16 protein-coding genes and 1 riboswitch are annotated in these 18,017 nt (G+C 69.0%); of the genes, 12 read left to right on the forward strand and 4 right to left on the reverse strand.

Translation table 11 applies throughout. The features are described from left to right. Positions 1-353 precede the first annotated feature (353 nt). From QTI51_RS10175 to QTI51_RS10205, 7 genes are read left to right on the forward strand one after another with little or no spacing between them, the layout of a single operon-like run. A complete protein-coding gene (locus QTI51_RS10175) occupies positions 354-2,132 on the forward strand; it encodes a nitrite/sulfite reductase (protein WP_116907479.1) in 1,779 nt (592 codons plus the stop codon). Then, the gene (locus tag QTI51_RS10180) at positions 2,129-2,524 is read left to right on the forward strand and encodes a DUF934 domain-containing protein (protein WP_116907478.1); all 396 of its coding nucleotides are present in this window, start codon (positions 2,129-2,131) and stop codon (positions 2,522-2,524) included. The genes QTI51_RS10175 and QTI51_RS10180 overlap by 4 nt, the downstream gene beginning before the upstream one ends. Before the next feature lie 21 nt (positions 2,525-2,545). Then, positions 2,546-3,166 carry a phosphoadenosine phosphosulfate reductase domain-containing protein gene (locus QTI51_RS10185; RefSeq protein ID WP_207786610.1) on the forward strand — a complete coding sequence of 207 codons (621 nt, stop codon included), beginning with the start codon at positions 2,546-2,548 and terminating at the stop codon, positions 3,164-3,166. A gap of 60 nt (positions 3,167-3,226) precedes the next feature. Further along, positions 3,227-4,180, forward strand: a complete 954-nt coding sequence (gene cysD, locus QTI51_RS10190) for a sulfate adenylyltransferase subunit CysD (protein ID WP_286515871.1) — start codon at positions 3,227-3,229, stop codon at positions 4,178-4,180. Then, positions 4,180-5,535, forward strand: a complete 1,356-nt coding sequence (locus tag QTI51_RS10195) for a sulfate adenylyltransferase subunit 1 (protein WP_116907475.1) — start codon at positions 4,180-4,182, stop codon at positions 5,533-5,535. The genes cysD and QTI51_RS10195 overlap by 1 nt, the downstream gene beginning before the upstream one ends. Positions 5,536-5,578: 43 nt before the next feature. Then, entirely contained in the window at positions 5,579-5,908 is a 330-nt protein-coding gene (fdxA, locus tag QTI51_RS10200) for a ferredoxin FdxA (RefSeq protein ID WP_116907474.1), read from the forward strand. Further along, the gene (locus QTI51_RS10205; RefSeq protein WP_116907473.1) at positions 5,866-6,936 is read left to right on the forward strand and encodes an NAD(P)/FAD-dependent oxidoreductase; all 1,071 of its coding nucleotides are present in this window, start codon (positions 5,866-5,868) and stop codon (positions 6,934-6,936) included. The genes fdxA and QTI51_RS10205 overlap by 43 nt, the downstream gene beginning before the upstream one ends. Positions 6,937-6,942: 6 nt before the next feature. Here the strand turns inward: QTI51_RS10205 and QTI51_RS10210 are convergent, their stop codons facing one another. Beyond that, on the reverse strand, positions 6,943-8,244 hold the full coding sequence (locus QTI51_RS10210; protein WP_116907472.1) for an aspartate aminotransferase family protein: 1,302 nt from the start codon (positions 8,242-8,244) through the stop codon (positions 6,943-6,945). Between the two features lie 140 nt (positions 8,245-8,384). Between QTI51_RS10210 and QTI51_RS10215 the strand changes: the two genes are divergently transcribed. After that, on the forward strand, positions 8,385-9,125 hold the full coding sequence (locus tag QTI51_RS10215; RefSeq protein WP_116907852.1) for a TetR/AcrR family transcriptional regulator: 741 nt from the start codon (positions 8,385-8,387) through the stop codon (positions 9,123-9,125). Here the strand turns inward: QTI51_RS10215 and QTI51_RS10220 are convergent. Beyond that, complete coding sequence (locus tag QTI51_RS10220; RefSeq protein WP_116907471.1) at positions 9,112-10,086, reverse strand: LysR family transcriptional regulator; 975 nt, start codon at positions 10,084-10,086, stop codon at positions 9,112-9,114. The two genes, QTI51_RS10215 and QTI51_RS10220, sit on opposite strands and share 14 nt — an antisense overlap. Before the next feature lie 84 nt (positions 10,087-10,170). Here QTI51_RS10220 and QTI51_RS10225 point away from each other — a divergent pair, with 84 nt between their 5' ends. Genes QTI51_RS10225 through QTI51_RS10235 form a run of 3 tightly spaced genes read left to right on the forward strand, consistent with a single transcriptional unit; the run spans position 10,171 to position 13,459 of the window. Beyond that, positions 10,171-11,241, forward strand: coding sequence for a Bug family tripartite tricarboxylate transporter substrate binding protein (locus QTI51_RS10225; RefSeq protein ID WP_116907470.1), 1,071 nt, complete (start codon positions 10,171-10,173; stop codon positions 11,239-11,241). After that, the gene (locus QTI51_RS10230; RefSeq protein WP_116907469.1) at positions 11,238-12,470 is read left to right on the forward strand and encodes an aromatic ring-hydroxylating dioxygenase subunit alpha; all 1,233 of its coding nucleotides are present in this window, start codon (positions 11,238-11,240) and stop codon (positions 12,468-12,470) included. Before QTI51_RS10225 ends, QTI51_RS10230 begins: the two co-directional genes overlap by 4 nt. Continuing rightward, positions 12,467-13,459 (forward strand): PDR/VanB family oxidoreductase, encoded by a 993-nt coding sequence (locus QTI51_RS10235; RefSeq protein WP_116907468.1) that lies wholly within the window; start codon positions 12,467-12,469, stop codon positions 13,457-13,459. The genes QTI51_RS10230 and QTI51_RS10235 overlap by 4 nt, the downstream gene beginning before the upstream one ends. On the opposite strand, the gene QTI51_RS10240 is transcribed toward QTI51_RS10235, so the two are convergent. Further along, the gene (locus QTI51_RS10240; protein WP_286515870.1) at positions 13,433-15,319 is read right to left on the reverse strand and encodes an adenylate/guanylate cyclase domain-containing protein; all 1,887 of its coding nucleotides are present in this window, start codon (positions 15,317-15,319) and stop codon (positions 13,433-13,435) included. The two genes, QTI51_RS10235 and QTI51_RS10240, sit on opposite strands and share 27 nt — an antisense overlap. Positions 15,320-15,552: 233 nt before the next feature. Continuing rightward, positions 15,553-15,653, forward strand: a riboswitch (TPP riboswitch). 88 nt (positions 15,654-15,741) lie between these two features. Here QTI51_RS10240 and QTI51_RS10245 point away from each other — a divergent pair. Further along, positions 15,742-17,097: a purine-cytosine permease family protein gene (locus tag QTI51_RS10245; RefSeq protein WP_116907466.1), complete on the forward strand. Its 1,356-nt coding sequence runs from the start codon at positions 15,742-15,744 to the stop codon at positions 17,095-17,097. On the opposite strand, the gene thiD is transcribed toward QTI51_RS10245, so the two are convergent. Continuing rightward, the gene (gene thiD, locus QTI51_RS10250) at positions 17,051-17,890 is read right to left on the reverse strand and encodes a bifunctional hydroxymethylpyrimidine kinase/phosphomethylpyrimidine kinase (protein ID WP_116907465.1); all 840 of its coding nucleotides are present in this window, start codon (positions 17,888-17,890) and stop codon (positions 17,051-17,053) included. The genes QTI51_RS10245 and thiD overlap by 47 nt on opposite strands. Between the last annotated feature and the right edge of the window lie 127 nt (positions 17,891-18,017).

Genomic DNA, 18,017 nt, shown 5'->3' on the forward strand with positions numbered 1-18,017 from the left:
TCTCCTTGGCTGGATATCGGCAGGGCGGGTGAAAACTTTAGGCCGCAGCGGAAAACCCGGTGCCTGACCGCCAAGCACCTGGCAAGTGCTCCACAGCCGCAAGCAGCGCGGACTTTGCAAGCTTTCTAGAATTCGCAGTCCGGCAAGCCTTTTCCGGGCCCGCCCGCCTTATCCGGAATAAGCACAAAACCGTCCCGAAACCCGCATGGGGACTGGTGAATAAGCTAATCCGCATAAAGCGCGAACCAAAAAATAGTTTGTTTCCATAAGGCGGGCTTCCAGAATCTCGGCTTCTTGCTGGGGCGCCCCGTTTCACGACCGGCTCCGCACTTCCTCAAGACGACACACGCACGATGTACCAATACACAGAATTCGATCGCCAGTTCGTTCATCAACGAGCCGCCCAATTCCGCGACCAGCTCGAACGCTGGCAAAAGGGCCGCCTCCACGAGGACGAATTCCGCCCGTTGCGGCTGCAAAACGGCTGGTATGTGCAGCGCTACGCGCCCATGCTGCGCGTGGCCGTGCCCTACGGCGAGCTCTCCAGCCGCCAGCTGCGCGTGCTCGCCAGGATCGCCCGCGAGTACGACGAGCCCGAAGCCGAGGTCTACCGCAAGGCCATCGAGACGCAGGGCCTGCTCGGCAGCCAGAAGCTGCCCACGCACTACGCGCACTTCTCGACGCGCCAGAACGTGCAGTTCAACTGGATTCCGCTGGCCAAGTCGGCCGACGTGATGGACCTGCTGGCCTCGGTGGACATGCACGGCATCCAGACCAGCGGCAACTGCATCCGCAACATCACCAGCGACGAGCGCGCCGGCGTGGCCATCGACGAAATCGCCGATCCGCGCCCATACGCGGAAATCATGCGCCAGTGGAGCACGCTGCACCCCGAGTTCGCGTTCCTGCCGCGCAAGTTCAAGATCGCGATCACCGGCGCCACCGAAGACCGCGCGGCCACCGGCTGGCACGACGTGGGCCTGCACATCGTGAAGAACGAGGCCGGAGAAATCGGCTTTCGCGTGCAGGTGGGCGGCGGCATGGGCCGCACGCCCATCGTGGGCACGGTGCTGCGTGAATTCCTGCCGTGGCAGCAGATCATGAATTACCTCGAAGCGGTGATTCGTGTCTACAACCGCTACGGCCGCCGCGACAACATCTACAAAGCGCGCATCAAGATCCTGGTGAAGGCCGAAGGCCAGCGCTACATCGACGACGTGGACGCCGAGTACAAGCAGATCCTGGAGCACGACGGCGCGCCGCACACCATCACGCAGCAGGAGTTCGACCGCGTGGCCGCCTCCTTCGTGCCGCCCACGCTGGCCACCCGCGTGCTGCAGAGCGCCGAGAAGACCGATGCCGAGCTGCGCGCCCACGCCGCCGACGACGTGCAGTTCGCGCGCTGGCTGGCGCGCAACGTGGCGCCGCACAAGAACCCCGCGCTGCGCGCCGTCACGCTGTCGTTCAAGCGCCTGAAGCAGGCGCCCGGCGACGCATCGGCCGACCAGCTCGACACGCTCGCCCAGCTGGCCGACCGCTTCTCCGCCGGCGAAGCCCGCGTGACGCACGACCAGAACGTGGTGCTGCCCTGGGTGCACGCCGAAGACCTGCACGCCCTGTGGCTCGCCGCCCGCGCCGCCGGCTTCGCCAGCGCCAACGTGCACCTGCTGACCGACATGATCGCCTGCCCCGGCGGCGACTTCTGCGCGCTGGCCAATGCGCGCTCCATTCCCATCGCCGAAGCCATCACCGAGCGCTACCAGGACCTGGACGAGCTCGACGACATCGGTGAGATCGACCTGCACATCAGCGGCTGCATCAACTCGTGCGGCCACCACCACAGCGGCCACATCGGCATCCTGGGCGTCGACAAGGACGGCAAGGAGTGGTACCAGGTCACCCTGGGCGGCTCCGACGGTTCGGCGCTCAGTGGCGCCTCGCAGGCCGGCAAGGCCGTGGGCCCTTCGTTCTCGGCGGCCGAAGTGCCGGGCGTGATCGAGGCCGTGCTCACCACGTACCGCGACACCCGTGAAAACGGCGAGAACTTCATCGACACCCTGCGCCGCGTTGGGCCGGACCCGTTCAAGGCCGCGGCCAACGGTGCGCGGTTCAAGGTGGAGGAAGCGGCATGAACAAGACGTTGAACATTCTTGCGGCCGAAGACCACATCGACGACGGCGACCCGAAGGTGCTGCAACTGGCCAACGACGCCGATCCGCTCGCCATCGAGGTGTGCCTGGCGGACATCGAGCGCATCGACCTGAACTTTCCGAAGTTCACCGACGGCCGCGCCTACAGCCAGGCCTTCCTGCTGCGCCGCCGCCTGGGCTTCACCGGCGACATCCGCGCCACCGGCGACGTGCTGATCGACCAGCTGGTGCAGATGGAGCGCACCGGTTTTTCCAGCGCCGTGCTGAAGGAAGGCGTGGACGCCTCCGACGCACAGCGCCAGTTCGACCGCTTCGCCGCCTTCTACCAGGGCGACGCAGTGAAGACCGCGCCGCACTTCGTGGCCGGCAGCTGAACGCGCATGGGAACCCTGGACATGAGCCTCGACCTCGCACGCATCAACACCGAGCTCGGCCGCAACGCCGAGGGCCTGGTGGACTGGGCCATCGGCCTGGGCCAGAGCGCCATCGTCACCACCAACTTTCGCCCGTTCGAGGCCGTGATTCTGCACATGGTCACGCGCGCCCGAAAGGACGTTCCCGTGGTGTGGATGGACAACGGCTACAACACCGAGGCCACCTACCGCTTTGCCGACGAAGTGACGAAGCAGCTCGGCCTGGACCTGCACATCTACCTGCCGCGCCGCTCGCGCGCGCACCGCGAAGCGGTGGAAGGCCCGACGCCGGCGCTGGACGATCCGCGCCACGCCGCCTTCACCGAAGAAGTGAAGCTGGAGCCCTTCGCCCGCGCGCTGCGCGAGACGGCGCCCAAGGTGTGGTTCACCGCGCTGCGGGCCACCGACACGGCCGTGCGCGCGCAGATGGACCCGGTCTCGGTCAACCCCGACGGGCTGATCAAGGTCGCGCCGCTGCTGCACTGGTCTTCCAAGGAGCTGTACGAATACTGCGAGGCACACGGCCTGCCGAACAACTTCGACTATGTGGACCCGACCAAGGGCGAAGACAACCGCGAGTGCGGCCTGCACCTGTCGCACTGAGACCGACGGCTCGCGAACGACCTACTGCCCCCTGAATACTTGCACTCAGCAACCCACCCGATGAACGCCCGTACCGAAACCGAACTGCTGCAGTCGCCCATGCACGCTCCCGCGCACCTGTCCAACACGCACCTGGATGCGCTGGAAGAAGAAACCATCTTCATCCTGCGCGAAGTGGCGGCTGCCTTCGAGCGCCCGACGCTGCTGTTCTCGGGCGGCAAGGACTCGCTGGTGCTACTGAAGTGCGCGGAAAAGGCCTTCGGCGCGGGCCGCATCCCCTACCCGCTGCTGATGATCGACACGGGCCACAACTTTCCTGAAGTGACGGCCTACCGCGACCAGCGCGCGAAGGAGCTGGGCGCCGAACTCATCGTGCGCAACGTGGAAGACTCCATGAAGCGCGGCACCGTGCGCCTGGCCCACCCGGGCGAGTCGCGCAACGCGCACCAGTCGGTCACGCTGCTCGAAGCCATCGAGGAGTTCCGCTTCGACGCGCTCATCGGCGGCGCCCGCCGCGACGAGGAAAAGGCGCGCGCCAAGGAGCGCATCTTTTCGCACCGCGACAGCTTCGGCCAATGGCAGCCCAAGGACCAGCGGCCCGAGCTGTGGACGCTGTTCAACACGCGCCTGGCCCCGGGCGAGCACTTTCGGGTGTTCCCGATCTCGAACTGGACCGAGCTCGACGTGTGGCAGTACATCGAGCGCGAGCACGTGGGCCTGCCGTCGATCTACTACACGCACAAGCGCGAAGTGGTCGAGCGCCGCGGGCTGCTCGTGCCGGTGACCGCGCTGACCCCGCCGCGCGACGGCGAGACGGTGCAGGTGCGCGACGTGCGCTTTCGCACCGTGGGCGACATCACCACCACCTGCCCGGTGGACAGCCTGGCGGCCGACGCCGCCGACGTGGTGCTGGAAACGCTGTCGGTCGACGTCAGCGAGCGCGGCGCCACGCGCATGGACGACATGACTTCGGAAGCTTCGATGGAGAAGCGCAAGAAAGACGGGTATTTCTGATGAGCACGATCACCTCCAACGCCGCTGCCACCTCCGCCGCTAGCGCTTCCGCCGTGCACGGCGACACCGGCACGGCCCTGCGCTTCATCACCTGCGGCTCGGTCGACGACGGCAAGAGCACGCTCATCGGCCGCCTGCTGGTGGACAGCAAGACGGTGCTGCAAGACCAGCTGGCCGGCGTGCAGCGCGGCGGCGAAACCGACCTCGCGCTGCTCACGGACGGCCTCTCGGCCGAGCGCGAGCAGGGCATCACCATCGACGTGGCGTACCGCTACTTCTCGACCGCCAGGCGCAAGTTCATCATCGGCGACGCGCCGGGCCATGAGCAGTACACGCGCAACATGGTCACGGCCGCCTCCGCCGCCGACGCGGCCGTGGTGCTGGTCGATGCCACCAAGCTGGCCTGGGCCGCCGAGGTGGAAGACGGCACCGTCGTCAAGCGCGAGCTGCTGCCGCAAACCCGCCGCCACACGCTGCTGTGCCACCTGCTGCGCGTGCAATCGATCGTGTTCGCGGTGAACAAGCTCGACGCCATCGCCGATGCCGGCCTGGCCTTCGAACGCATCTCGACCGCGCTGAACGCCTTTGCCGAAGCGGCCGGCGTGCAGGTGGCGGCCATCGTCCCGATCTCGGCCCTGAAGGGCTGGAACGTGGCCACGCGCCATGCCGACTGGGTCGGCTACGAAGGCCCCAGCCTGCTCGAACTGCTCGAAGACCTGCCGGTCACCGCGCAGGACGAGGCCGTGCCCTTTGCGTTCCCGGTGCAGTGGGTCGAGAAGTTTTCTTCTTCCGCCGACACCTCGCAGGGCCGCCGCGTGTTCTGGGGCCGCGTGGCCTCGGGCCATGTGGAACCGGGCCAGCGCGTGACCGTGCTGCCGAGCAACCAGACCGCCACCGTGGCCCAGGTGCTGAACCACACGCGCCACCCGCAGGCGGTGCATGCGGGCCACAGCGCCGGCATCGTGCTCGACCGCGAGGTCGACGTGTCGCGCGGCGACTGGCTGCTGGCGCCCGAGGCTTTCGAGCCGGTGCGCGAAATTACCGCCACCGTGGCCTGGCTGGACGACGAGCCGCTGGTCGCGGGCCGCGTGTACTGGGCGCTGCAGGGGCATCGCTGGGTCAAGGCCAAGGTGGCGCGCATCGTCGACCGGGTGAACATCACCACGCTCGAATCGGAGCCGGCCACCCAGCTGGAGGCCAACGCCATCGGCGACGTGGTGCTGGCGCTGCAGCAGCCGCTGGCGGTGCTTCCCTTCACGCAATCGCGTGCATTGGGCTCGCTGGTGCTGGTCGATACGGCCTCCCACAAGACCGCCGCTGCCGTGCTCGTGCAGCCCGCCGCCGCAAAGGCCTAAAATCTCGGGTTTTCCCCGACCACTTTCTGACGTAAAAAGACAAATGACCCACGTCGTCTCCGAAGCCTGCATCCGTTGCAAATACACCGACTGCGTGGACGTTTGCCCCGTCGACTGCTTCCGCGAAGGTCCCAACATGCTGGTGATCGACCCGGACGAATGCATCGACTGCGCGGTCTGCATCCCCGAATGCCCGGTCAACGCGATCTACGCCGAAGAAGACCTGCCGGCCAACCAGATCGCCTTCATCAAGCTCAACGCCGAACTGGCCCTGGCCGACGGCTGGAAGAGCATCACCAAGCGCAAGCCCGCGCTGCCCGACCACGAAGAGTGGAAGGACAAGACCGACAAGATCGGGGAGCTGGTGCGCTGAGCACGGCAACCGCCCCCATCGAAACCGACGCGCTGATCGTCGGTGCCGGCCCCGTGGGGCTGTTCCAGGCCTTTCAGCTGGGCCTGCTCGAAATTTCCTGCCACATCGTCGATGCACTGCCCGCCGCCGGCGGCCAGTGCGTGGCGCTGTATGGCGACAAGCCGATCTACGACATTCCCGGCACGCCCATGACCAGCGGGCGCGCGCTGGCGCAGTCGCTGCTGGAGCAGGTGGCGCCGTTCAAGCCGCAGTTCCACTTCGGCGAACAGGTCGCCACGCTGGAGCGCCAGGCCGACCAGCGGCTGCTGCTGACCACCTCGGCCGGCAAGGCCTTCCTGGCCAAGACCGTGTTCATCGCCGCCGGTGTCGGGGCCTTCGTGCCCAAGCGCATCGTGCTGGACGACATCGCCCGCTTCGAGGGCACCTCGCTTTTCTATCACCCCGAATCGCTGGACCGTTTCGCGGGGCAGACGGTGGTGGTGAACGGCGGCGACGACGTTGCGCTGGAAACGGCCATTGCGCTCACCGCCCTTGCGAAGCAGGTCACCCTGGTGCATCGCCGCGACGGCTTCCAGGCCGCCGAAGCCACGGTCGCCGCCATGCGGGCGCTGGTGGCCGAGGGCAAGCTGGCGTTTCGGGTGGGCCAGCCCAGCGCCTTCGACGGCAAGCAATTGCAGATCACCACGCCCGATGCCACCACGCTCGAGCTGCCGCTGGACGCGCTGGTGGCCTGCCTGGGCATCTCGCCGCGCCTCGGCCCCATCGCCGACTGGGGCCTGGAACTGGAGCGCAAGCAGGTGCCGGTGGACACCGAGAAGTACGAAACCCGCGAGCGCGGCGTGTTCGCGGTGGGCGACATCAACACCTACCCGGGCAAGAAGAAGCTCATCGTCTGCGGCTTCCACGAGGCCACGCTGGCCGCCTGGGGCGCCACGGCCATCGTGTTCCCTGGCAAGGCCGTGCCGCTGCAGTACACGACCACCAGCACGCGGCTGCACGAGCTGCTGGGCGTCACCAGCCAACGCTGAGCCGCGTCAGGCGCGGGGCAACAAGGCCCCGTAGACGTCGATGAAGCCGGCGATGGCGGCGACGAAGCGGTCGATGTCCGCATCGGTCACCGGCAGCGACAGCACCACGAACCCGCGCGGCGAGGCATAGATGCCCTGCGCCAGCAGGTGGAAGAACAGCAGCTGGCGCAGCCGCCCGTCCACCCCGGCCAGGTCTTCCGAACGCACCACGTCGCCTTTCACGAAATGCGCGTTCATCAACGAGCCCAGGCCGGTGAACTGCAGCGCCACGCCCTTCTCTTCGCACAGCGCATTCAGCCGCGCGCGCATCGACTCGCCGCGCGCGGCCAGCGCCCCGGCAGCCTCAGGCGGAAACAGCTGGGTGAGCCCCGCGTAGCCGGCCGCCATCGTCATCACGTTGTTGTTGAAGGTGCCTGAGTGCGCCAAAGGCCCGGTGCGCGGGTCGAACAGCGCCATCACGTCCGCGCGTCCACCGAACGCCCCGAAGGACATGCCGCCGCCGATGTACTTGCCCAGCGTGGTCAGGTCCGAGCGAATGCCCAGCTGGTTGGCCAGCCCGTGCGGCGCCAGGCGCGAGGTCATGACCTCGTCGAACACCAGCAGCGCCCCCACGCGCGTGGCCGATTCGCGCAGCGCCTGCAGGAACTCGGGCCGGCCCGGAATGCAGCCGCTGGCGCCCTGCATCGGCTCGACCAGCACGGCCGCCACCTCGGCGCCGAGGTGGACGATCTGCTCGCGCGCCGCCTGCGCGTCGTTGTAGGGCAGCACCACGAAGTCGAACGGCACGGTCGTCGGCAGCGGCTTGGCGCCGAAGCCCAGCACGCCGCCGTGGTAGCCGCCGGCGAACACCACGATCTTGCGGCGCCCCGTGAAGTGCAGCGCTGCCGTGAGCGCCATCAGGTTGGCCTCGGTGCCCGAGTTGGTGAAGCGCAGTTGCTCGATCTGCGAAAACCGCTCGCAGATGAGCCGGGCCAGCCGGCCTTCGAGCAGGTTGTGGCCCGTGAGGTTGATGCCGCTCTTCATGGCCTCGACGACGGCGTCGCGGATCTCGGGCGCCGAGTGGCCGTAGACGCCGGCCGTGTACTCGGCGATGAAGTCGGCGTAGCGGTGGCCGTCGGCGTCCCACAGCGTGGCGCCCTCCCCCTTGGCGATGGTCAGCGGGAACGGGGCGTAGAACAGCACCGAGCGGCTGTTGGCGCCGGGCATGTAGCGCGCCTGCTCGTCGAACTGGCGGCGGCTGGCCGGGTTGCTGTCGGCGAAGCGCTGGTGGGCTTCGGCCAGGGCCTGGTCGATGGCGGCATGGGTCATGGCAAATGGGCTCCGGGCAAAGTTGATGCAGGCAAGTCGATACAAGCAAGCTCGCACAGTCCATCGATCAACGTTTAAATTGATCGATGCTCAATTAATATTATTTATACAGCCAATTCAGCTGCCGCACAATGCAGCCGATGCCCACCCCCGCCAAGAAGAAAGCCCCGCCCAAGACCGCGGGCCGCCCCGCCGGCGGCGCCGCGCTGACCAAGCAGCGCATCGCCGAAGCCGCGCTCGCGCAGATCGACGAACTCGGCCTCGGCGCCTTCAGCATGCGCGAGCTCGCGGCCCGGCTCGAGGTGTACCCGGCCACGGTGCACTGGCACGTAAGCACGCGCGAGGCGCTGCTGGCCGAGGTGGCCGCCACCGTCATGGCGCAGGTGGCGCCACCCTCCGGGAAGCTGGCGTGGCAGGCGTGGATCGCCGAGCTGTTCCGCCGCTGCCGCGCCGCCGTACGCCAGCACCCGAACGTGGCGCAGCTGCTGGGCGCGCAACTGGTGTCCAACGGCAGCCTGCCGATCGAGCTGGTCGAGGGCGTGCTGGCTGCGTTGACCGAAGCCGGCTTTGAAGGCGAGCCCCTGCTGGAGGCCTACAACTGCGTGATCGCGGCCATGCTGGGCTTCCTGACGATGGAGTTCTCGCCCCTGCCCGCCGACAACACGCAGGCCTGGGCCGAAGAGCTGCGCGAGCGCGTGCACACCATTCGCCCGCTCGACCACCCGGTGCTCACGCGCAACCTGCCGCTGCTGGCCAACAAGGCCTTCATCCTGCGCTGGGACAACGGCAGCACCGTGCCGCTGGACAGCAGCTTCGAGCGCCACGTGCAGATGACCATCGACGGGCTGGAGGCGTTCGCGCGCCGCGTCAGGCCCGGCTGAGGTCCCCCGCGACAGCGGCTGCGTCAGTAGGGGCGCCAGCGCCGATGGCGTCCGCGCCGCGCCCGATGCGCAGCAGCGCGTCCTTCAGCCACAGCACGCCCTGGTCGGAGTTGGCGCGCCGGTTCCAGCACACCACCGAGCGGTAGCCCTGCAGCTCGAACGGCAGCGGGTGCACCGCGAGCACGTCGCGAAAACGGTCGGCCACGCGCAGCGGCATCACCGCCACATGGTCGGTCTGCGCCAGCAGGTCGACGATCTGCCCGAAGCTGGTCATGGCCACGCTCATGGTGCGCGTGTGCCCCAGCCGCGCCAGCACCTGGTCGATGAGATCGTCCAGCGCCGAACTGCCGTAGCCCAGGAACACATGCGGCGCGGCGCAGAAGGCGGCCAGCGTCGCAGCCTGCGCCATCGTCGGGTGGCCGCGCCGCACGGCGACCACGTAGCGGTCTTCGTACAGCAGCGCGGATTCGCAGTCGCTCGGCGGCTGCAGGCGCGGCAGCACGGCAATGTCGAAGTCGCCCTTGCGCAGGCGCTCGGTCAGCGTGAGGAACGAGCTGGTCTCCCAGTAGATGCGCACGCGCGAGCCGCACGCCACCAGCTCGTTGGCGAGCGTGGGCAGCAGCAGGTGGCTGGCGTAGTCCCCACCCGAGATGCGAAAGATGCGCTGCGACGCCGCCGGGTCGAAGCCTTCGCCCGGCTCCAGCATGGCCGACAGGTCGGCCAGCACGCGCTCCACCTGCCCGGCCAGCGCCTGCGCGCGCGCCGTGGGCTCCACGCCGTGCGCGGTGCGGGTGAACAGCGGGTCGTCGAAGGTTTCGCGCAGGCGGTTGAGCGACGCGCTCACCGCCGGCTGGCTCAGGAAGAGCCGCGTGGCCGCGCGCGACACGCTGCGCTCGCGCATCAGGGCATCGAAGGTGCGCAGCATGCCGACGTCGAGGCTGCGGATATCACGTTGGGCCATATCTCATATCCAAAGCTTCGAATTGCCCGTGGGGCGGGCTGTACGTATCGTCGAGCGCACAAGTACAACACGACTGGAGACACGATGAATCGGTTCAGACCCTCGCCGCACGAGGGGGCCATGCGCGACCTCACGCGCAACCTCTCGCCCAACACCTCACCCAGCACCTCGACCAACACCTCGCGCCGCCACGTGCTCGGCATCGTCGGTGCCGGCCTTGCCGCGCTGGCCGCCGGCCCCGCCTTCGCGCAGCCCGCGCACTTCCCGAGCCGCGTGGTGCGCATCGTGCCTTTCGGCTCGCCCGGCGGGCCGATGGACGTCATTGCGCGCATCTACGCCGAGAAGCTCAAGACGCGATGGAACCAGCCGGTGATCGTCGAGGCCAAGCCCGGCGCGAGCGGCACCATTGCCGCCGACACCGTCGCCAAGGCGCAGCCCGACGGCTACACCGTGCTGCTCACGCTGCCGCTCACGCACATCAACAACGTGGTGCTGCAGCCCCGTCTGCCGTACGACCCGGTGAAAGATTTCGAGCCGCTATCGCAACTGGCCACCGGCGGGCCGATGCTGATCGCGCGGGCCTCGGCGCCGTTCTCGAACGTGCGCGAGTTCGTGGCCTACGCCAAGGCGCACCCGGGCGTTTCGTACGGCACCTGGGGCAACGGCTCCAACGCGCACCTGTTCGGCGAACTGCTGGCGCGCCAGGGCGGCATCGACCTGGTGCACGTGCCCTACAAGGCCGAGGCCGCGGCGCACAACGACATGTTCGGCGAAGCGCTGGGCGTGGCCTGGGCCAACCCCGCCACGGCGCGGGCGCTGGCGCAGTCGGGCCGCATCAAGGTGCTGGGCATCACCGGCCGCCAGCGCGTGCGCTCGATGCCCAACGTGCCCACCTTCACCGAGCAGGGCTTTGCGGGCTTCGACCTCGACAGCTGGATCGGGGTGTACGCGCCCGCGAAAACGCCGCAGCCCGTGCTCGACGAATGGTCCACCGCGCTGCGCGAGATCACGAAGATGCCCGACGTCCAGGAGCGCCTGGCGGGCTTCGGCTTCGAGCCCCTGGGCAGCACGCCCGCCGAGTTCCGGGCCAACTACAAGGCCGACTTTCCCCGCGTCGCGGACCTGATCAAGGCCGCAGGAGTCACCCCCGAATGAGCGCCGTCGTACCGCCCCATGCGTCCACCGCCGCCAGCGAATGGCAACCCATCGCCTTCGACACCGGCACCGCCTACGGCCGCAAGCCGCCGAGCCACAAACCCGAGCTGACCGAGGTCGGCGCGGGCACGCCCATGGGCGAGCTGCTGCGCCGCTACTGGCACCCCATCGGCCTGGCCGCCGACGCCACCGACACGCCGCGCCAGGTGCGCGTGCTGGGCGAAGACCTGATCCTGTTCCGCGACAAGGCCGGCCGGCCGGGCCTGGTGCACTGGCGCTGCGCGCACCGCGGCGCTTCGCTCTACTACGGGCGCGTGGAAGAAGAAGGCATCCGCTGCTGCTACCACGGCTGGATGTTCGACGTGCAGGGCCACTGCGTCGACCAGCCGTGCGAGCCCGATGGCGGCGCACGCGGCCGGGGTCGCGTGCGCCAGCCCTGGTACCCGGTGCAGGAGCAGTACGGCCTGGTGTGGGCCTACCTGGGCCCGGCCGAGAAGAAGCCGGTGCTGCCGCGCTACGACTGCCTGGAGACCATGGACGAAGGCGAGACGCTGGAGGCCGACGGCAACAGCATCGGCGGCGGCGGGCCGCAGGTCATTCCGTGCAACTGGCTGCAGCACTACGAGAACGTGGCCGACCCCTTCCACGTGCCGGTGCTGCACGGCAGCTTCAGCGGCACGCAGTTCGTGGCGCTCATGGGCCAGATGCCCGACGTGAGCTTCGAGAGCACCGAGAACGGCGTCACGATCACCTCGCTGCGCAAGCTGGAAGACGGCACCGTCTTCCGCCGCGTCGCCGGCCCCGTGCTGCCCACGCTGCGCGTGGTGCCCAACCCGCGCGTGGCAGCCTACGGGCGGGTGGAATCCATCGGCTGGGTGCTGCCCATCGACGACCACAGCTTTCGCATCTACACCGTGGGCCGGGTGAAGAACCCCGGCGACCTGGCGCGCGTGCGCTCGCGGCTGAACGGCAAGCTGTGGGAAGAACTGAGCGAGGCCGAGCACCGCGCGTTCCCGGGCGACTACGAGGCGCAGGTGAGCCAGGGCGCGATCACCGCCCATTCGGAAGAGCACCTGGCCTCGTCGGACCGCGGCATCGTCATGCTGCGCCGGCTGCTGCAGCGCCAGCTCGATGCGCTGCGCGAAGGCAGCGACCCGGCCGGCGTGAGCTTCGACCCCGCGGCGCCCCCCGTGCACTTCGAGGCCGGCAACTTCCTCGTGCGCGAATGAGCGGGGCAGCCGCCGCAGCCATCGCCGTGCGGGTGGCGCGCAAGACGCACGAGGCCGAAGGCGTGGCGGGCTTTCGGCTGGTGGCGGTCGATGGCGCGCGGCTGCCGGCCTTTGCGCCGGGCGCGCACATCGACGTCGTGCTGCCGGGTGGGCTGGTGCGCCAGTACTCGCTGTGCAACGAGCCGGCACACGAGGCGCAAGACGCTCAAGACACCCACTACGAAATCGGCGTGCTGCGCGACGCGCGCTCGCGCGGCGGCTCGCTCGCGCTTCACGACGCGGTGCACGAGGGCGAGGTGCTGCGCATCAGCGCGCCGCGCAACCACTTTCCGCTCGACGAAAGCGCTACGCACAGCCTGCTGCTGGCCGGCGGCATCGGCGTGACGCCGCTGCTGTCGATGGCACAGCGCCTGGCCGCGCTGCAGGCCGACTTCGCCCTGCACTGCTGCAGCCGCACCGCCGCGCGCGCGCCCTACCGGCGGCGGCTCGAGGCCAGCGCGTTCGCCCACCGCGTGTTCTTCCACCACGACGACGGCCCGGCCGCGCAGCGCATGGACCTGGCCGCGACCATCGGCCAGCCGGCGCGCGGCAGGCACCTGTACGTGTGCGGGCCGCAAGGCTTCCTGGACGCGGTGCGCGCCACCGCACGCGACCTGCATTGGCCCGATGCGCAGGTGCACTTCGAGTACTTCGGCGGCGCGCTGCCGGTAGACGACGCGCAAGGCAGCTTCGAGGTCGAGCTGCGCAGCTCGGGGCGCGTCGTGCGCGTGCCGCAAGCGCTCAGCGTGGTGGAAGCGCTCGCGGCCGAAGGCATCGACATTCCGGTGTCGTGCGCGCAAGGGGTGTGCGGCACCTGCCTCACGCGCGTGCTCGCGGGCGAAGTCGCGCACAACGACCTCTACCTGACCCCGGCCGAGCAGGCGGCCAACGACCAGTTCCTGCCCTGCTGCTCGCGGGCACGGTCAGCGCGACTGGTGCTCGATCTCTAGCAGCTCGTAGAGCACCATGCGCGTCTGGCGGCCGCGCAGCTCGATCATCTCCTCGATGCGGCGCGCGGCCACGCGCCCGCCGAGCGCCGCGAAGGTGGTTTCGGAAATCAGCGTGCGCGTGCCCAGGTCCTTGTTGGCGCCCTCGATGCGGCTCGCCACGTTGATCACGTCGCCCACCGCGGTGTACGAAAGCCGGTCGCTCGAGCCCAGCACGCCCGCGATGACCAGCCCGGTGTGGATGCCGATGCGCGTGCGGAACTCGCGCAGGCCCTGGCTGCGCCAGCTGGCGTTGAGCTGGTTCATTTCAGCATGCAGCTCCAGCGCCGCGACGCAGGCGCGGTACTCCGCGTCTTCCAGGTCGGCCGGCGCGCCCCACAGCACCATGATGCCGTCGCCCATGTACTTGTCGACCACGCCGCCGTGTCGCGCGAAGATGCGCGCGGCCAGGTTGAAGTATTCGGTGAGTTGCTTCACCAGCACGTCGGCATCGAGCGACTCCGAGATGGACGTGAAGCCTTCCACGTCCGTGAACATGGCCGTGATGCGGCGCGGCGCGCCGCTGGGCGCCAGCGCCTGGCCTTCTGCGACAAGCTGCTTGATGATGTCCACCGGCACGAACTTGCTGAAGGCCTTCAGGCTGCGCGCCGACTCGTCCAGCGCCTGGTTGAGGTGCTGTATCTCCAGCACGCGGCTGGCCTCCAGCGGCAGGTTGTCGAGCTCCAGCCGGCCGATGCGCCGCGCCACGCGCGACAGGTTCTCGATGGGCCGCGTGACCAGCTTCGACAGCCGAAGCGAAATGAACAGCGCCACCGCCAGGAACGCGAACGTGAGCAGCAGCGCCCACAGCACCGTGCGCTGCAGGTCGCCCAGCAGCAGGTCTTCGCTCTCCCAGCTCACCAGTTGCCACCTGGTCGACGGAATGTGCGAGGTCTGCACCAGGTAGCGCCGGCCCTGGTGCTCGATGGAAAAGGCCATGTCGTCCACGCCGCCAGCTGTGCCGCCCGCCGTGCCGGCCGCCAGCATGTGGGCATGCAGCGCGCCGAGCACGCCGTCGTCGGTGTCGGGCGACTCCAGCTGGCGCACCACATGGGGCTGGTCGCTGCGCGCGAGCACGTGGTGGTCGGCGCTCAGCAAAGCGCTTTCGCCGTGGCCCAGTTCACCGAACACGCGCACCAGCTTCGACAGGTGGCCGAGCGACACGTTCGCGGCCACCACCATGTGCTGCGTGCGGCCCTCGTCGTCGAGGCGGCCGGCGGGCAATGCATGGCTGATCGCCAGTTCCTGCGCGGCGGCCGAGAGAAAGGGCGCCGTCCATGTCGGGCCCTTGGCCTTCAGGGCGTCCACGAACCAGGTGCGTTGCGTGGGGTCGTAGTCGCTGCGGTAGGCGGCGATGTGGGTGGTGGCAAAACGCTGCCTGGCGTCGCCGCCTTGGGAATCGGGCGAGCGCTTGTATTGCCAGGTCTCGGTGCTGAAGGCCGGGCCGCGCAGCACCTGGCGAAGGGCCGGCGCCGGGTAGCGCATGGCCGAGACCAGGTGGCCGTCGTCGGTGGCCACGTTGAGGCTGTCGAGCTCGGGGGTCTGCTCCAGCAGCGTCCAGAGCATTTCGGCGGTCTGCTCGCCGTATTCCCCGGCCGCATGCAGGCTGGGCGAATCGCCGATGGAGCGCATCACCGCCTCGGTCTTCGCGAGAAACGCGAGCACGTTGTCTTCCACGCGGTCGTGGTTGATCTTGTGCGCGGCCGAGCCCACCTTCGACACCAGCCGCTCGACCGCCCAGTACCCCAGCGCCACCAGCAGCAGCGACTGCACCAGCGCGACGGCGCAGATGATGGTGCCGACGTCGACACGGAAGCGGCGCATGCGGGTGCGTGTGAAATCGTCTGGCATACGGGCCCTGGCTCCTCTTCGCGCGCGGCGTGGCGCGCGCCCTCGTTCTTTTTCTTCCCTCGGGGGATTCTGCTTGCAGTTTGTAAGGAATGGTTCGGCGGGCGCGGCTGGGCGCGGCCGGGTTTGTACGCCCCCGAAATGCCACGCCCGGCGTTGCGGGCTCAGCGCAGCGGATAAACTCCGCCCTGCGCCGAGGTTCACCACGGCGCACTTGCTAGGGGTGCTGGGCTGCTTGCGGTCCGGCTGAGAAAGTCCCTTTGAACCTGATTGAGGTAATCCTCGCGCAGGGAAGCTGGTCCGGTGACCTCTCTCGCTCTCTCGTGTTTTTCCAACGCGTGACGGCCGCGCCACCCGGGCCCCGCCCACCTGCCAAACCTTTGCACTGGAGCAAACGGATGGCATTCGACGACAACCGCAACAACAACGAGGCACTGACACCCCTGCCCGCGTCGCAGCGCGTGTTCGGCTGGCACGACCACGCCTCGCTCTGGTTCAGCCTGGGCGTGGGCCTGCTGGTGATGCAGATCGGCGCGTACCTGGTGCCGGCGGTGGGCACGCGCGACGCGGCCATCGCCATCGTGCTGGGCTCCTGCCTGGGCGCCGGACTGCTGGCCTGGACAGCGCGCCTGGGCTGCGAAAGCGGACTGGCCAGCGCCGGGCTGATGCACGCCACCTACGGCAGCGCCTTCGCGCGGCTGCCGGTGCTTTTGAACATCGTGCAGCTGGTGGGCTGGACCACCTTCGAGCTGGTGGTCATGCGCGAGGGCACGCAGGCCATCGGCCAGTCGGTGTTCGGCGCCGCCATCGCCACCACCTGGGGCGGCGTGCTGACGACGCTGCTGTGGGGCGCGGTGCTGCTGGCGCTGCTCGCGGGCTCGATGGTGAAGCTGGTGCGCCGCTTCGTGAGCCGCTTCGGCCTGCCGCTGGTGGTGCTGTCGCTGCTGTGGCTCAGCTGGCAGTTCGCCACGCGGCTGCAGGCCAAGGGGCTGGACGCCTTCTGGGCACGGCCGGGCGACGGCAGCATGGGCATGTTCGGCGCGCTCGACCTGGTCATCGCCATGCCCGTCTCGTGGCTGCCGCTGGTGGCCGACTACGCGCGGCATGGCAAGCGCAACGCAGCAGGCAAAGGCGGCCTGGGCAGCGCCTTCAGCGGCACGTGGATCGGCTATGCGTTGGCCAACGTGTGGTGCTACGCGCTGGGCGTGATGGTGGTGAGCGTGGCCGAGCCGGGCACGGAGCTGGTCATGGCCCTGCTGTTGGCGCAGGGCGGGCTGGTGGCGCTGGGCCTGATCCTGATCGACGAGCTCGACAACGCGTACGGCGATGTGTACTCGGGCTCGGTGTCCACGCACAGCCTGCTGCCGCGCTGGAGCGTGAAGCGCTGGGGCCTGCTGCTGGCGGCACTGTGCATCGCGCTGGCGCTGGTGCTGCCGATGCACACGCTGGAGCCCTTCCTGCTGATGTTGAGCTCGGTGTTCGTGCCGCTGTACGGCGTGATCATCGGGCGCCTGGGCAGCGGCCGGTCGGTGTCGCTGGCGTCGCCGCGCAAGGTGGACGTGGCGGCGGCGCTGATCTGGATCGCGGGCATCGCCGCCTACCACGCTCTCGCCAAGTGGGCGCCGCAGTTTGGCTCGGCGCTGCCCACGCTGGCCGCGACCTTCGTGCTGGCCTGGCTCAGCCGGCCCAAGCCGGCGGCGACAGTGGCTACAGCGGCAGGCGGCGCGTCGGCACTGGCGCGAAGCCGTGGTTGAGCGGGCCATGGCCGGCACCGACCTGCACGCCCGCACCGGCCGCCATGGCGCCGAGGATGTACGCGCGCGCCTGCGCAACGGCGTCGGGCAGCGTTTCTCCCAGCGCCAGGTGCGCGGCGATGGCCGACGACAGCGTGCAGCCCGTGCCGTGCAGGTTGCGGCTGGCGATGCGCTTCGACGCCAGCCGCTTTCTGTCGCCGCCGGCCTGCAGCAGCACATCGACCACGTCGTCGCCCGGCAGGTGGCCGCCCTTGAGCAGCACGCCCTTCGCGCCGAGCGCCAGCAGTTCGTCGGCCGCGGCGTCGAGCGCGTCGATGCCGTCGATGGCGTGGCCGATCAGCAGGGCCGCTTCGTCGAGGTTGGGCGTGACGACCAGCGCGCGCGGGAACAGTTCGCGCACCAGCACCTGCACCGTGTCGGCGGCAATCAAGCGGTCGCCGCTGGTGGCGACCATGACGGGGTCGAGCACCACGTTCTTCAGCTGGTAGCGGTCGATGGCCCAGGCCACCACCTCGACCACCTCGGGCGCGTGCAGCATGCCGAGCTTGACGGCGTCGACGCCGATGTCTTCGACCACGGCCTGGATCTGTGCCTTGAGGAATTCGGCCGGCACCCCGTGGATGCCCGAGACGCCCAGCGTGTTCTGCGCGGTGAGCGCAGTGATGGCGGTCATGCCGTAGCAGCCGAGGGCCGCGAAGGTCTTGAGGTCGGCCTGGATGCCGGCGCCGCCGCCGCTGTCGGAGCCGGCGATGGAGAGCACGCGTGCGTAGCGCTGGGTGGGTGCTTGGGTCATGTTGAAAATTATCGGCGACTGTTTCTGCTCTCTCGCTCCCTCCCCCGCTGGGGGAGGGTTGGGGTGGGGGCAAGCGGCGTCTCCCTCGGGCGCTCTGCCTGCCCCCATCCCAGCCTTCCCCCAAAGG

The sequence above is a fragment of the Variovorax sp. J22G73 genome, assembly GCF_030317035.1.
GTDB lineage: Bacteria > Pseudomonadota > Gammaproteobacteria > Burkholderiales > Burkholderiaceae_C > Variovorax.

Bases quoted from the DNA above. Each gene is read 5' to 3' on its own strand.
- QTI51_RS10195 (WP_116907475.1), top strand. From the start codon at position 4,180: ATGAGCACGATCACCTCCAACGCCGCTGCCACCTCCGCCGCTAGCGCT.
- QTI51_RS10240 (WP_286515870.1), bottom strand. From the start codon at position 15,319: ATGCGCCGCTTCCGTGTCGACGTCGGCACCATCATCTGCGCCGTCGCG.
- QTI51_RS10175 (WP_116907479.1), top strand. From the start codon at position 354: ATGTACCAATACACAGAATTCGATCGCCAGTTCGTTCATCAACGAGCC.
- QTI51_RS10245 (WP_116907466.1), top strand. From the start codon at position 15,742: ATGGCATTCGACGACAACCGCAACAACAACGAGGCACTGACACCCCTG.
- QTI51_RS10225 (WP_116907470.1), top strand. From the start codon at position 10,171: ATGAATCGGTTCAGACCCTCGCCGCACGAGGGGGCCATGCGCGACCTC.
- QTI51_RS10230 (WP_116907469.1), top strand. From the start codon at position 11,238: ATGAGCGCCGTCGTACCGCCCCATGCGTCCACCGCCGCCAGCGAATGG.
- QTI51_RS10180 (WP_116907478.1), top strand. From the start codon at position 2,129: ATGAACAAGACGTTGAACATTCTTGCGGCCGAAGACCACATCGACGAC.
- QTI51_RS10215 (WP_116907852.1), top strand. From the start codon at position 8,385: ATGCCCACCCCCGCCAAGAAGAAAGCCCCGCCCAAGACCGCGGGCCGC.
- fdxA (WP_116907474.1), top strand. From the start codon at position 5,579: ATGACCCACGTCGTCTCCGAAGCCTGCATCCGTTGCAAATACACCGAC.
- QTI51_RS10210 (WP_116907472.1), bottom strand. From the start codon at position 8,244: ATGACCCATGCCGCCATCGACCAGGCCCTGGCCGAAGCCCACCAGCGC.
- QTI51_RS10235 (WP_116907468.1), top strand. From the start codon at position 12,467: ATGAGCGGGGCAGCCGCCGCAGCCATCGCCGTGCGGGTGGCGCGCAAG.
- cysD (WP_286515871.1), top strand. From the start codon at position 3,227: ATGAACGCCCGTACCGAAACCGAACTGCTGCAGTCGCCCATGCACGCT.
- thiD (WP_116907465.1), bottom strand. From the start codon at position 17,890: ATGACCCAAGCACCCACCCAGCGCTACGCACGCGTGCTCTCCATCGCC.
- QTI51_RS10185 (WP_207786610.1), top strand. From the start codon at position 2,546: ATGAGCCTCGACCTCGCACGCATCAACACCGAGCTCGGCCGCAACGCC.
- QTI51_RS10220 (WP_116907471.1), bottom strand. From the start codon at position 10,086: ATGGCCCAACGTGATATCCGCAGCCTCGACGTCGGCATGCTGCGCACC.